The following is a 15,046-nucleotide window of genomic DNA, read 5'->3' as shown; positions in this document are numbered from 1 at the left end:
CCCCTTCAGAACGTAAAAAGGAGAGACCATGGTCTCTCCTTTTTTATGAGCCCTTGTCAGGAAAACTGGTTATTGGCCCAGATAGGTGCGATCGAAGAAGGTGTTGACCCAGTGGGGACGGTAGATGGCAAGCACCGTCATCGCCATGCCGTTGAGCAGGGCTTCGGGGAACAACAGCAGTGGCCAGATGGAGAGGTAGTCTGCCGTAATGGTGTGCCAGGGGTAGCTGTCACTTAGCCCCATTAGCAGCGCGCTGGCCGCCACCTTGACCGAAATGGTGATGGCGCCGCCGAGAAACGCCGCCACGAAGATATAGACAAAGAGATGGCGCGGCAGCCAGGCCCAGCTTGCCAGAAACAGCAGCCAGCTGGTGGCCACTGGCAGGGCGATACCAAGCAGCGCTTGCCAGCCGAAGTCAGCCAGATTGGTGACGCCGAAGTAGCCGAGTACCAACAGGGTCAGGCAGGGGGCGAGCAGCGCCAGTCGCCAGCCCAGCAACAGGGTGAGGGTGGTGAGCCCGAGAAAATGTACCTCCAGCCCCTCATGCAGACCGGCCCGTAACGTCCAGAGTGGTACCAGAGCGATGGCACTGCCCAGCAACAGGTGCTGATAGAGTGGGGTGTCATGGAGGGTTTGCCACAAAGAGCGGCGCAGGCTAAAGGCCAGTAGTACCAGCCAGAGCAGGAGGGCGGCGAGTTGTCCTTCACTCATCTTGTCGTCCAGTCATGAAGTTGGGGTGAGTCCGGGCGGCCTTCCTGACCGGCCCATAGCAAAACAGGCTGACGAGTCAGCCTGTTTTCACCATCAATATTTGACGTTGTCGTGGTACTTGCCGAGGATGCCCTTGACCCGTTCCATGACCTCTTTACTGGGGGGCTTGATCCCGCTCAGCTCGTAAGGGTCGCCCAACACATCCCACTTGTGTTTGCCCAGCTCGTGGTAGGGGAGCAGTTCGATCTTCTCAACGCTCTCTCCCAGCTCGGCGATGAACTGGCCGAGCCCTTCGGCGCTCTCGTCATCGTCGCTCCAGGTCGGTACTACCACGTAGCGGATCCAGATAGTCTTGCCTTTGGCGGCCAGATAGCGGGCAAACTCCAGGGTATAGCGATTGCTGACGTGGGTCAGTGGAATGTGTTTCTCGTCATCGATCTGCTTGATGTCGAGCAGTACCAGATCGGTCTGTTCGAGCAGCTTGTCGACCTGTTCATCGAGATGACGGACGAAGCCGTTGGTGTCGAGGCAGGTGTGAATACCCTGCTCTTTACAGGCGGCAAACAGTTCGGTGATGAAGGCCGGTTGCAGCATGGCTTCACCGCCGGAGGCGGTCACACCGCCGCCAGAAGCATTCATGAAGTGACGATAGCTGGTGATGTCCTTCATCAACTCCGGCACTGTCACTTCACGACCACCCTGGGTATCCCAGGTATCGCGATTATGGCAGTACTTGCAGCGCATCAGGCAGCCTTGCATGAATACGATAAAGCGTATTCCCGGACCATCGACAGTGCCGCAGGTTTCAACGGAATGGATCCGGCCAAGGGTGCCTTGAGATGCGGCCGGTTGGCTGATTTCAACGGCGGGGATCCGATTAATGACAGTCATAGACAACTCCAACGATTCGAGCAGGACGTTATTTTATTACATAAACCCCTATTGATCCTACACCTTTAGTCTGGCGCCCGACTGCCGAGCAGCTGCTCAAGGGCCTTGACGGTGAGCGGGCGGCTGGTGAGGTATCCCTGATAATGCTGGCATCCCAGCCCTTTGAGGATGGCCAACTGCGCCTCCTCTTCCACCCCTTCGGCGGTGACGGTAAAGCGGAATACCTGAGCCAGGTCGAGGATCGCCTTGACGATGGCGCGGTCCTGTTCGCTGTTAACCAGGGTCTGAATGAAGCTTCTGTCGAGCTTCACTTCATCGGCGGGCAGATCCCGCAGATAGGCCAGCGACGAGTAGCCGGTGCCGAAGTCATCGATGGAGATGAGGATGCCCAGCTCCTTCAATTGGCGCATTCTGGCGATGCTCTCGAGCCGATTCTCCAGCACCACCGATTCGGTCACCTCCAGCAGCAGGCGGGAGGGGGGCACGCCGGTGTCGCGCAAAATGTACTCCACCTGCTGCACGAAGCCCTGGGTGTGGAACTGGCGGGCACTGACGTTGACCGACAGATGGGGGATCTGCAGGCCGCGGTTGAGCCAGAAACTGTATTGGGCGCAGGCGGTTTTCATCACCCAGTAGCCGATCTCGAGGATCAGGCTGGTCTCCTCGGCGATGGGGATGAACTCGGCGGGCGGCACCATGGTGCCATCGCTACGCTGCCAGCGCAGCAGTGCCTCGATGCCCGACAGCGAGCCATTATCGACCCGGTATTGCGGCTGGTAGTGCAATTGCAGCTCGTGATGACGCAATGCGTCGCGCAGCTCATTGGTGAGGGTCAGCCGGTTCTTCTCGTGCTGGGCCATCGCTTCGGTGAAGAAGACATAGTTGCCCTGACCGGCTCGCTTGGCCATGTGGGTCGCGGTGTCGGCCTGTTGCATCAGGATCAGATGATCCATCTCGTTGCTGGAAAAGAGGCTGATCCCCACCGAGGCGCTGCAGTGCAGCTTGTGATCACCGATGTCGAACGGGGTGCGAAACAGCCCCATCAGCTCGCGGGCAAAGTGCTCGGCCAAAATTTTGGCGGTGACTTCCCCCTGCCCAAGCTGGGTAAAGAGCAGGGCAAATTCATCCCCTGAAATACGCGCCTGCACCAGATTGTCCTGGGGAAGATCCTGGAAACGCAGCACCACTGCCTGCAGCAGTTGATCGCCACAGGCGTGGCCGAGGGAGTCGTTGATCGACTTGAAGTTATCGAGATCCACCAGCAGCAGGGCGCCCCACTGACCACTGGGTTCGCTCAGGGTTTGCTGCAAAATCGTGTTGAGGCTGCGCCGATTACGCAGGCCGCAAAGCTCGTCATAGTAGGCAAGCTGCTCGATGTGCCTGGCAGCCTCTTTCTCTTGAGTGATGTCGTAGAAGCTGCAGATGAAATGGCTCAGCTCCCCCAGATCATTGTTGACGCCACTGACCATCAACCGGATTGGCAACAGGTGGCCATCCCGGTGCAGGCAACGCTCTTCCCCGAGCCAGAATGCCTGTTCGGTGACGGTGCGGCTGACATCAGCCCTCAGGTTATCCCCGTAGTAGGTGGGGCGCAGTTTGCGAATGGAGTGACCGATCACCTCAACGTCACTGAATCCGGTGATCCGGCTGAAGGAGTGGTTAACCTTGAGAACGATGCCGCTGTGATCCATCACCAGCAGACCATCGTGGGTATTGAAGGCCACTTCCGCCAGCCGCAGGGCGTCATCGGCTGCCAGACGCTGTAGCTCGATAGCGGCCCGCTCGTGCTGGCTGCTCAGCAAGTCGAGCAAGGTGTCAGGATCGCTCAGCGGCGTGTCTAGTAGCAGAGTGAGCTGCCCGATAGGAGTACTATCCGGGCCATGTAGTGGAATGCCTATATAAGCGCTGGCATTGAGGGCCAGTAAGCGGGGCGCTTTGGGGTAGCGCAATGGCAGATCTTCCACATAGATAGCCTTGCCATGCTGGAACAGCTCCATGGCAGGACCGGGATCTAGCTGGATGGGTTTGCGGGGGGGTAATGCTTCTTCGTTACAGACGTAACGGGGAATAATCCACAGTTCCTGGCCGCGGGGCTGAAACTCGCCGACCCAGCCAATGCGAGCACCGCTGGTCGCCATGGCCCAGTGAACCAGGGTTTCGCAATAACGGATCCCGGTCAGGTGATTGAGCTCGGCAGGCAATGCCAGTTCAGGCTCCTGCTGTCTGGGCTGCCAGTTACCGAGCAACTGGGCACAGTGGCGAACCAGCAGCAACATATCATCACTGAATGGCGTGGGGTCGAGATACTCCAGACTCAGCACCCCGAACAGCTTGTCTTGCTCCAGCAGGGCGCCATCGAGGCGCGAGCGCACACCGGAACTGGTCAGATAGAGGTGATTGCTCAGCATCGGCTGATGGGCAGCTTCCGAGAAGCTCAAGGATTTGCGGGTACGCAGGGCGCGGATATAGCGGCTGTCACCGCGAATGGGGTAGAGCGCCTCGACCCCCAGGGTGAACACCGGAGTGAGTTGCTCGCAGCCCAGATCGCCATTGGCCTGATAGTGCCAGAGGATGAGCCGATCGGCCCCCAAGCTCTCTTTAAGGGCCTCGAGTAGCAGCGCATACTGCTGCTGGCTTGCCATCTGGCTGAGGCGCGGCAGTTGCAATGCCAGATCGGCGATGGGCTCCTGGCGAAGGTTCTGCAGACAGATGAGCCAGAAGCCATCCTGCTCGTGGGCGAGGGCGATGTGCCACCGCTGGTTGGCAAAGCGCACGGTGATCTTGCCGCCATGGCCATTGGCCAGCAGTTGTTCGATGGGCAGGCGCAGGGCATCGGGGAGCTGGGCAGGCCAGGGAGCGCGCGGCTCGTCGAGCCAGTAGAGCGGTGTTTGCATCACGTCGGTCAGGGCGACCAGCCGTTGACTGCGCAGATCCAGCCGGAAAAAGAGTGGCGTCTGGAGGGCAGGAGGAAGATGACTGAGTGCGGTAGACGACATGAACAAACAACATCCTGTTAAGCAACCGTCGGGGTTGCAAGAATACTGCAAAATGGTGTGAAACAAAATTTCATTGAATTCTAAATTAGAAAAGTCTAATTTATTGCCCATTATCATGTATGAGGAGTCTTGCAGATGAAACGGATCCTGATTATCGGTGGTGTCGCGGGGGGCGCATCGGCGGCGGCTCGTGCTCGCCGTTTGAGTGAAGAGGCTGAGATCGTGATGTTCGAGCGGGGCGAGTTTGTCAGCTTCGCCAACTGCGGTCTGCCCTACCACATCGGGGGCGATATCCCCAATCGGGATGCCTTGCTGCTGCAGACCCCCCAGAGCTTCAAGCGCCGTTTCAACGTCGATGTGCGGGTCTTCCACGATGTGATCGAGATCGACAGGGCGGGCAAGACATTGCTGGTGCGCAACCTGCAAACCGGTGAAGAGCAGCGCGAGCATTACGATGTGCTGTTGCTGAGCCCGGGGGCGGCGCCGATCCGTCCTCCCTTCCCCGGCATCGACAGCCCCCATGTCTATACCCTGCGCAATATTCCGGACATGGATCGCATTCTGGCAGCCCTGCACCACGATCAGCCGCGCCACGTCACCGTGGTGGGGGGCGGATTTATCGGGCTGGAGATGATGGAGGCGCTGCACCAGCGCAAGCTGGATGTCACCCTGCTGGAGCTCTCCGATCAGGTGATGGCACCGGTGGACAAGGAGATGGCCAACATGCTCCATGCCCGCATCCGGGAAGAGGGGATCGACCTGCGCCTGCGCACCGGTCTCACCGCCATCGAGAGTCTGGATCTGCCTGCCGAGAAAACCTCCGCCGTACCGACCGCCAACAGTGGTGGCCTGCGCCTGACCCTCAATGACGGCTCTCATCTCGATACCGGTCTCTTGATCCTCGCCATCGGTGTCAAACCGGAAACCCTGCTCGCCGCCAAGGCGGGGCTGGAGCTGGGCCCGCGTGGCGGCATCAAGGTGGATGCCGGGATGCGTACTTCGGATCCCTTTATCTATGCGGTGGGGGATGCGGTCGAAGAGATTGACTTCGTCACCGGCGAATCTGTGCTGATCCCGCTGGCGGGCCCGGCCAACCGGCAGGGGCGCATCGCCGCCGACAATATGCTGGGCCGAAGCGAAACCTACAAAAAGACCCAAGGGACCGCCATCTGCAAGCTGTTCGATCTGGCGGTGGCCAGCACGGGGCTGAACGAGAAGCGACTGGTGCAACTGGGGCTGCCGTTCGAGAAGGTCTATGTCCACCCGGGCAGCCACGCCGGTTACTACCCGGGCGCCCATCCGGTCAGCCTCAAGCTGCTGTTTGCCCCGGATGGCAAGATTTACGGCGCCCAGGCCATCGGCAAGGATGGCATCGACAAGCGCATCGATGTGCTGGCGGTAGCCCAGCGCGCCGGTCTCACCGTGTTTGACCTGCAGGATCTGGAGCTTACCTATGCGCCGCCATTCGGGTCGGCCAAGGATGTGATCAACATGGCGGGCTTTGTGGCAAGCAACCACCTGAAGGGGGACACCCTGCTCTGCCACGTGGCCGAGGTGCAGACTCGTAACCCCCATCAGCTGGTGGTGGATGTGCGCAACGGCCCCGAACTCGACAAGCTGGGTCGCATTCCGGGAGCGCTGCATATCCCCCTCGACGAGCTGCGTGGTCGCCTCCATGAGCTGCCCAAGGACAAAGAGCTGCTGATCAGCTGTCAGGTCGGGCTGCGCGGCCACGTCGCCTGCCGCCTGCTGAGCCAGCACGGCTTTAAAGTGAAGAATCTCTCCGGCGGCTTCAAAACCTGGCAGATGGCCACCGCCGAGTAACCGTTTTATTTCTGTGCCTGTTTGCCCCTCTCCCTTGTGCGTGCAAGATGAGGGGCTTTTTGTCTCTGCTGTTCGCCCCCCTTGTTACAGCAATATTTCGACACACTTTTTTTCCTGTGCTGGGCAAAATTAACGTTTTGTTCAGGGGATGGGTGCTATAACCCCTGCCTCGTTCATGATGAACCGTGTAGTAGGGAGAGTGACATGCTGGATATGCTGATGGCCATTTGGCATCAGGATTTTGACGCCCTGGTTCAGATGCAGGCGGTGCCCCTGCTGATCAGTTGCCTGATGCTGGTACTGCTGCTGGAGTCCGCATTCGTCTTCCTGCCCCTGCCGGGGGACAGCCTGGTGCTGCTGGCCGGCGGGTTGGTGGGCATGGGGGTGTTTGGTCCCGAAGTGACCCTCTGTCTTCTGCCGCTGGCGGCGGGGCTGGGAGCCGTGCTGGCGTACTGGCAGGGACGGGTCCTGCAGCGCACCCGCTTTATGGATCATATCGAGCGGATGCTGCCCCCCGACAGCCTGCCCAAGGCGACTCGGCTGCTGAAAAAGTACGGTTTTCTGGCGATGTTCTCCTCCCGTTTTATCCCGTTCGTGCGGGTGCTGACGCCCATGCTGATGGGGATTGGCCGCCTGAGCGTGCTGCGGATGTGCGTGGCCAGCTTTGCCAGTGCTTTTATGTGGGCGCTCTGCCTTAGCCTGGTGGGCAAGCTGGCGATGAATACCCCTTTCTTCCTCCACCACAGCGAGCTGTTGACCCGGGCGCTTTTGATCACTTCGCTGGTGCTGTTTCTGGCGGCCGTCATGGCCATCCTGTTTCGCTGGTTCAAAGGCGGGGCAAAAAACCAGACCACCCACGACTAGGTGACAACCCTTGCCGCACTAAATCAGTGGGCAAGGGGGTTACTGTGCAGCAGAGGCGCTGAATTGTGCCCATCCGGGTAATGAGCTTTGTGTCGGGCGAGCAGGATGCCTTATCCTGTTTCCTGCCACGCTGCGCTTGCAGCGCTCCAACTCGGGATGGAACCTATGCGCCTCTTCGACTCTCCCCCTGCCTCTCACCGCTCTACCGCTGGAACCGGCGTTTTGCGTCCCCGCTGGTCGGCCCTGCTGCTCTCCGGGCTGGCTGCTCTGCTGCTGGCCGGTTGTGGCCCTGATAAGCCCGCCACGCATGCCGAAGCCAATTCGCCGACCACGCAACCCGCTGCGCAGCAGGAGGCCGGTGCGCCGAGTTCAGTTGTACAAGCCAATGCCCGCCAATATCGGGATGCCCCGGCGCTGGCGCTGGTCTTCTCCGGCCCATTGGCCCCCAAGGCAAACTGGCAGAGCTGGCTCGCGGTCAGTGAAGGGGGCAAGCAGCTGCAGGGGGAGTGGATCCTCGCCGAAGATGGCCGCACCCTCTATTTTCCGAACGTTCAGCCCGATAAAAGCTACGAGGTGAGCCTCAAGGCGGGGTTGGGCCCAGGGCCCCAGAGCTGGACCCTCAAGACCCGCCCGCTGGAGGCGGGGGCCTCCTTTACTGCCAGCGGCATGGTATTGCCGCTGCGCCAAGAGCTGCGCCTGCCCATCAGCGCGGTCAACGTGGACGAGGTCAATATCGACTTCTTTCGGGTCGATGCGGAATATCTGCCCCGTTTCCTGGCCGAATATCGCCCCGGTTCCGGCATGGGCAACTGGGAGCTTGAGCAGATCACCCAGCGGGCCAAGCGGGTGTTCAGCGGCCGTTACGCCCTGGAGCTCGATGCCAACCGGCGCGAGACCCGCCTCATCAATGTGAAGGAGCCGCAGTTGGCCGAGGCCGGTGTCTACTTTGCGGTGATGTCGCCCCTTGGCAACTACGACTGGCGCAAGGAGACCACCTATTTCGCGGTGAGCGACATGGGGCTCAGTGCCCGTCGTTACCGCGATCAGCTGGAGGTGTTCGTCAGCTCCTTGGCCAGCGCCGACCCCCTCAAGGATGTGCAACTCTCCCTGCTCGACGAGAAGGGCAACCGGCTGCAGGTGCAAACCACGGATCCCCAAGGCCATCGCCGTTTCGATCAGGTGCAGGGGGCTCGCCTGTTGCTGGCCGAGCAGGGCAAGCATCTGGCGGTGCTGCGTCTCGATGGCGCGGCGCTCGATCTCTCCACTTTCGATCTCGGCACCCAGCCTTGGGAGGCCCAGCAGCTTTATCTGTTCAGCGGGCGCGACCTCTATCGCCCCGGCGAGCGGCTCGACAGCGAGATCCTGCTAAAAGGGCAGGATGGCCAGCTGCTGCTGGGGATGGCGGTGGAGCTGGAGGTGAAACAGCCGGACGGCCAGCTGCTCGAGCAAAAGCGGCTGTTGCCGGACAATCTTGGCGCCGCCCACTACGGACTGCGTCTGCCGGATGATGCGCCGCTGGGGCGCTGGACCATCAACCTCAAGACCGCCGCTGGCAGCCGTTTCGAGTGGCCTTTTCTGGTGGAGGAGTTTCTGCCGGAGCGCTTGAAACTGCAGCTTGGCAAGGGGCCGGATGGGGAATTGCTGACCCCGCAACAGGCGCTCACCCTGCCGCTGCAAGGGGACTATCTCTACGGTGCGCCAGCGAGCGCCACCAAGGCGAAGGCGGAGGTGAAGATCAGCCGCGCTACCATGCCTTTCACCCAATGGCAGGAGTTCACTTTGGGGGATGTGCTGCTCACCGAGCAGGCCAAGGATCTCGAGGCGCGGAGTCTCACCCTCAATGGGCAGGGGCAGGGGACTTTTTCGCTGCAAGATGAGCTCGATGGGGTGCGCGGTCTCGGGCCGCTGGAGGTGACCTATCGGGTGTCGCTCTCCGAGCCCGGTGGCCGCGCCGTCAACCGCAGCCGCACCCAGTATGGCTGGCCCGCGGGCAGCCAGTGGCCGGCGCTCAAGGCCGATTTCGTGGCGGATCGGGTAGAAGGGGGCAAACCGCTGCCCTTCCAGATCCTCAATCTGGATGACAAGGGCCAGCCGGTGGCGGGCGAGGTGAAGGTGCGGCTGGTCAACGAATACCGCGACTACTACTGGCACTACGCCGATGGCGAGGGTTGGAAGTACGAGTTCAACAGCCAGCCCTATCTGGAACAGGAGCAAACCCTGCAGCTGGATGGCAAGGGGCCGACCCCGCTCACGCTGCAACTGGCGGCGGGCTGGTATCGCCTCGAGGTGGAGAACAGTCAAGGCCATCAATCGAGCCTGCGGGTGGAGATCGGCAGTTACGCCTGGGGTGGCGGTGGTGAGCAGGCGCGGCCTGACAAAATCGCCATCACCCTCGACAAGCGCGCCTATCTGGCGGGTGACAAGGCTAAAGTGACGCTGGTGGCCCCGCGACCCGGCAAGGGGTTGCTGATGGTGGAGGATGGCGACGGCCTGCGCTGGTGGCAGCGCATCGAGATCAAGGGGGCCGGTGGCGATGCCAAGGATGCCCGCGGCGAGTTCGAGATCCCGGTTAGCCCCGAGTGGCAGCGCCACGATCTGCATATTTCGGCCCAGATAGCCGCGCCAGACAGCGGTTCAAAGCCGGTGAGCCAAAAGAGTGTGCAGAGCCTGCGCTCGGTCGGGCTGGTGCCGCTCACGCTGGACCGGGAAGCGCGCCGTCTGCCGCTTACCCTGAGCGCGCCTGATAAAGCGGTGCCGCTCACCCAGCTGGAAGTGACCGCTACCTCCACCCCCAACAGTCAGGGGCGGGTGGTGCTGGCGGCAGTGGATCGGGGCGTGCTCAACATCAGCGACTACCAGCCCCTCGACCCGTTCGAGATCTTCTTTGGCCGCAAGCGCTTCGCCCAAGATTTGTTCGACAACTATGGTCAGGTGATCCCGCCGCAGGATGGCAAGCTGGCCCGCCTTAACTACGGTGGCGATCGGGCGCCGCTGAAAAAGGGCGGTGCGCTGGAGAGCCGGGTCGAAGTAGCTGCGCTCTGGAGCGGCGAGGTGAGTTTTGACGAGAGCGGCAAGGCGGTGATCCCGCTCGAACTGCCCAACTTCAACGGCGAGCTGGCGCTGATGGCGCTGGCCTGGAATGAACAGCAAGTCGGCGAGGCCGAGCGCGCCGTCAAGGTGGTAGCGCCATTGGTGGCCGAGATCGGCTGGCCGCGCTTTGGTGCCAGAGGGGATGAGACTCGGGCGCTGGTTCAGCTGCGCAACATGAGCGGCGAGGATCAGACCCTCTCCCTTGCCTGGACCCTCAATGGCGGGCTCAAGGTAAACGGCGAGTTGCCCAGCTCGCTGTCTCTTAAAAACGGCGAGGAGCAGTGGCTGACCCTGCCGCTCACCGTGACCGGGGCGAGCGGCGTGGCGAGCCTGCAGTTGGCGGCCAGCGGCAAGGATTTTGCCATCAGCCGCGACTGGTATTTGCCGCTACGCTCCCCCTGGCCTGCCCAGACTCGTCAACGCTACCAGATGCTGGCCCCGGGTCAGCAGATGAGCTTTGCACCGGGCGAGCTGGCCGGGCTGGATAGCACCAACCTGCAGGGGCTGCTCAGCCTCTCCGGCACCCCGCCATGGGAGCCGGCTGCCCAGTGGCAGGCGCTGGCCGACTACCCCTACGCCTGTCTGGAGCAGACCTTGTCGCGCGCCTGGCCCTATTTGCTGACCACGGCCGATGAGCGGGCTGTCTGGAGCAAACCCGCAGAGGGCAAGAAAGCGGCGAGCGAGGCGGACGTGCAGCGTGCCCTGCTGCAACGACTGCAGCGGTTGCAACTGCCAAGCGGCGGTTTTGGCCTCTGGGATGGCCGCTCCGACGAGGAGCAGTGGCTCACCGCCTATGCCGCCGACTACCTGCTGGCGCGCAAGGAGGCGGGCGACGCAGTGCCGGAAGCGATGCTCAATCAGGCGCTGAACCGGCTGCAAAGCTATCTCACCGACAGCCAGTACGGCGAGCGCTGGAGCAGTGCCCCCGAGCACAGCCGGCTTGCCTATCAGGCTTACAGTGCCTATGTGCTGGCCCGGGTGGGCAAGGCACCGCTCGCTACCCTGCGCCTTATCTGGGAGCAGCAGGCCGATCACGCCCGCTCCGGTTTGCCGCTCTTGCACCTCTCGCTGGCCCTCTCGGCCATGGGGGATGAACAGAATGCCGCCAAGGCCCTCAGCCGGGCATTGGCGACTGAACGCGGTGACGACTACTTGGGGGATTACGGTTCACCGCTGCGCGATGAAGCCCTTGAGCTCTCCTTGCTGCGCCAGCACAAGCTGGCTGCGGAGCGCTGGCCGGCCCTCAGTGCCAAGGTGGCTGACAGTCTGGCTCATCGTCAGTGGCTCAGCACCCAGGAGCGGCTCGCCCTGCTGCGACTCGCCCGTTTCGACCCAGCCGTCGACTGGCAGGCCAAGGTCGCCTCATCCTTTGGCAGTGAATCCCTGAGCGGTTCGGCCCTGTTGCAGCTTGGTGCCCCCGAGGCGCTGGCGGCGAGCGCCGTCACCAACGAGGGCAAGGGCTCGCTCTATGTGCAGCGCACCCTGATCGGCTACCCCGAACAAGCGCCAGCACGGATCAGCAAAGGGATGAGCGTGACCCGCAGTTGGTTCAACAGCGACGGTCAGCCGTTCGATCCCGCCAAGGTGAAGGTGGGCGATCTGGTGGTGGTGCGGCTCAATGTCAGCAGTGAATCGGCAGTGCCCGATGCGCTGCTGGTGGAGATGGTGCCGGCGGGCTTCGAGTTGGAGAATCCGGCTCTTGGCAACAGCATCAAGCTCGAAGAGCTCTCCATTGAGGGGAAACCGGCGTGGCAGAGCGAGTGGAACGACTACCTCAAGCATCAGGAGTTTCGCGATGATCGCTACACGGCGGCGCTGGATCTGAGCGAGGGGAGCAACCAGCAGCTGGTCTACCTGATGCGGGCGGTGACGCCGGGTCGCTATCAGGTGCCGCCGACTCAGGTGGAGGATATGTACCGGCCCGAGCTGCGGGCCGTGGGTGAGGATATTCACGAGGTCGTTATCTCTGAGTAGCTGGCGCTTTATGAGTCGCAGATGCCCTCTGAGCAACGAGCCCTCCCTTGAGCGGGTTCGTCTGATCACTTTTTGGCAGCGCGGTTGGCTGAGGCTCGGTCGCAGTGGCCGCGCCTGTCGGCGCTGGCTTGGCCGTCTGCCGCGCTGGCTGCGCTTCTCGCTGCTGGGAGTTGTAGCACTGCTCCTGTCATTGCTGGCGCTGGATCGTATCTTCCCGCCGCCACCGCTCGACCCTGCCTATGCCCGGGTGGTACTCGACATGAAGGGGCGGCCGCTGCGCGCTTTTGCCGATACCAGCGGCGTGTGGCGTTACCCCGTGACGCTGGAGCAGGTCTCCCCCCGCTATATCGAGGCATTGCTAGGTTACGAGGATCGCTACTTCTGGCGGCATCCCGGAGTCAATCCGGTGGCCATGGTGCGCGGTGTCTGGCAGTGGCTGCGCTACGGGCGGGCCGTGTCGGGGGGCTCGACTCTCACCATGCAGGTGGCGCGCCTGATCGAGCCCTACCACAGGAGCGTGCCCGGCAAGCTGCGCCAGATGGCGCGCGCGCTGCAGCTGGAGTGGCATTACGACAAACGCACCCTGCTCACCGTCTACCTCAACCGTGCGCCGTTTGGCGGCAATCTGGAGGGGGTGCAGGCGGCGAGTTTTGCCTATCTCGGCAAGAGCGCGGCCAAGCTGACCTATGCCGAAGCTGCGCTGCTGGCGGTGCTGCCACAGGCCCCCAGCCGCAACCGGCCGGACAGGCATCCCGAACGGGCCCGCGCCGCCCGCGACAAGGTGATGCAGCGATTGGTGGCACAAGGGGTCTGGCCCGAGCCGGTGTGGCAGGAGGGGCGCATCGAGCCGGTGCTGGCTCGCGGCCATTTCACGCCGATGGAGGCACCGCTGTTTGCCCGCCTCGCCGCTGACCATCAGGCGGGGGCGCTGGTGCACACCACCATAGACGGCGATCTGCAGCGCTGGCTGGAGGGGCGGGTGGCCAGTTATATCCGCCGCTTCCCCGAGCAGACCTCTGCCGCCCTGCTGCTGGTGGACAACAAAACCATGGCGGTGCGCGCCTATGTGGGCAGCGCCGAGTATGGCAACCTGCGCCGCCACGGTTACCTCGACATGGTGCAGGCGATCCGCTCTCCCGGCTCCACCCTCAAGCCATTTATCTACGGCCTAGCGATGGATGAGGGGCTGGTGCACTCGGCCTCTTTGCTCTCCGATGCGCCAAGAGTGGGCTCTGATTATCGCCCCGCCAACTTTTCCGGTGCCTTTCAGGGGCCGGTGACTCTCACTCAGGCATTGCAGCAATCCCTCAACGTGCCTGCGGTGCAAGTGCTGGAGGCACTCGGGCCGGACAAGCTGGTCAGCCGCCTCGACAACGCCGGGGTGCGGCTGGCGCTCTCTGACAAACCCAATCCGGCTATTGCGCTGGGGGCGGCGGGGATCCGGCTCGAGCAGCTGGTGGCACTCTACAGCGCGCTGACCCGTGAGGGGCAGGTGGCGATGCCGGTCTGGCTGGCGGGGCAACAGGCGGTGTCGCGCCCCTTGTTGAGCCCGGGGGCGGCCTGGATCATCTGGCAGATATTGAGCGCGCAGGGACGGGCGGATCAGCCCTTTGCCAGCGAGGCGACCGGCCGGGTCAACCGACTGGCCTGGAAGACCGGCACCAGCTACGGCTATCGCGATAGCTGGGCGATGGGGGTCTCCGGTCGTTGGACCATCGGCGTCTGGTTGGGGCGTCCCGACGGCACCCCCTTGCCGGGTTTTTACGGCCAGAGTGCGGCGGTGCCGCTGCTACTCTCTGTCTACTCGCGGCTGGCCGACAACAGCCCCTTGCCGGTGCAGCCCAACACGGTAAGCGAGGCCGAGATCTGCTGGCCGCTGGGGCGCAATGCAAGCGCTACCCTGCCTGAGGCCTGTCTGCAACGCCAGAGCGCCTGGCTACTGGAGGCGCGGGATCCCCCCACCTTGCCGGATCCTATGGATTGGCCCTCGCCGCTGCGCCAAGTTGCACTGACCGCCGAAGGCAAGCCGACCCTGGCCCGCTGTCAGGATGCGGCGCAATCCGGCTTTCGGGCGCTCTGGCCGCTGTCACTGGAACCCTGGCGCACACCCGGCGAGCGCAGACAGGCGCTGCTCGCCAGCAGTTGCAAAGGTGAAAGGCAGAGCGCCGAGCTGCAGGCCCCCATTCGCATCGTGGCGCTGGGGGAGGGCAATCTTATTCGCAGTCAGCGTTACCGGTTGCAGCCCAAGGTGCTGGGCGGTGTCGGCAAGCCGTTCTGGTTTCTCAACGGTCAGCGGCTGCGCTGGGACGGGGATCAGGTGCTGAGTGTGGCGGGACGCTATCAGCTGGTGGTGGTGGACGAGGCGGGCAACAGCGATCGTATCGAGTTTCACGTGGTGCGTCCTGACAGTGAGGCCGGCACCATCACCCGTTGAGCGTTTTGCCGACAGCCATTGAGGTGAATGTAATTAAGCCTTTGAAATGCATCAATATTTGATTGGGTGAATTAATTCATGAATAATTACGAACTCATTCAAATCCAATCTGGAGTTCCCTTTTGCTGCGTGTTTTGTGTCCCTTGCTGGTGCTGATGAGTTCGGGCTGTGCCACTACAAATCATGGTGATCACCATGTTTCTCCCGAACGTACCGGGTTCTATTCACCTTTCGAGCCTGGCTCAGAAAGCTTTGTACGCTG

At 62.3% G+C, this 15,046-nt stretch carries 7 protein-coding genes; 4 read left to right on the top strand and 3 right to left on the bottom strand.

The features are described from left to right. Window positions 1-69: 69 nt before the first annotated feature. The 3 genes from BN4575_RS03425 to BN4575_RS03415 form a co-directional block, all read right to left on the bottom strand. Complete coding sequence (locus BN4575_RS03425; protein ID WP_042022197.1) at window positions 70-711, bottom strand: energy-coupling factor ABC transporter permease; 642 nt, start codon at window positions 709-711, stop codon at window positions 70-72. Between the two features lie 93 nt (window positions 712-804). Continuing rightward, the gene (gene pflA, locus BN4575_RS03420) at window positions 805-1,602 is read right to left on the bottom strand and encodes a pyruvate formate lyase 1-activating protein (RefSeq protein WP_082186804.1); all 798 of its coding nucleotides are present in this window, start codon (window positions 1,600-1,602) and stop codon (window positions 805-807) included. Window positions 1,603-1,667: 65 nt separating this feature from the next. After that, on the bottom strand, window positions 1,668-4,598 hold the full coding sequence (locus BN4575_RS03415) for a sensor domain-containing phosphodiesterase (protein ID WP_068977151.1): 2,931 nt from the start codon (window positions 4,596-4,598) through the stop codon (window positions 1,668-1,670). Between the two features lie 135 nt (window positions 4,599-4,733). Between BN4575_RS03415 and BN4575_RS03410 the strand changes: the two genes are divergently transcribed. From BN4575_RS03410 to pbpC, 4 genes are all read left to right on the top strand, one after another. Beyond that, window positions 4,734-6,422 carry an FAD-dependent oxidoreductase gene (locus BN4575_RS03410; protein WP_068977150.1) on the top strand — a complete coding sequence of 563 codons (1,689 nt, stop codon included), beginning with the start codon at window positions 4,734-4,736 and terminating at the stop codon, window positions 6,420-6,422. Window positions 6,423-6,626: 204 nt separating this feature from the next. Beyond that, complete coding sequence (locus tag BN4575_RS03405) at window positions 6,627-7,286, top strand: DedA family protein (protein WP_068977149.1); 660 nt, start codon at window positions 6,627-6,629, stop codon at window positions 7,284-7,286. A gap of 165 nt (window positions 7,287-7,451) precedes the next feature. After that, window positions 7,452-12,350: an alpha-2-macroglobulin family protein gene (locus tag BN4575_RS03400; RefSeq protein WP_068977148.1), complete on the top strand. Its 4,899-nt coding sequence runs from the start codon at window positions 7,452-7,454 to the stop codon at window positions 12,348-12,350. Window positions 12,351-12,360: 10 nt separating this feature from the next. Further along, entirely contained in the window at window positions 12,361-14,784 is a 2,424-nt protein-coding gene (pbpC, locus tag BN4575_RS03395; protein WP_068977147.1) for a penicillin-binding protein 1C, read from the top strand. Window positions 14,785-15,046 lie beyond the last annotated feature (262 nt).

Source organism: Aeromonas sp. EERV15 (assembly GCF_900079845.1).
GTDB classification, from domain to species: Bacteria; Pseudomonadota; Gammaproteobacteria; order Enterobacterales; family Aeromonadaceae; genus Aeromonas; species Aeromonas sobria.
This window is presented reverse-complemented; position numbering and strand designations above follow the sequence as displayed.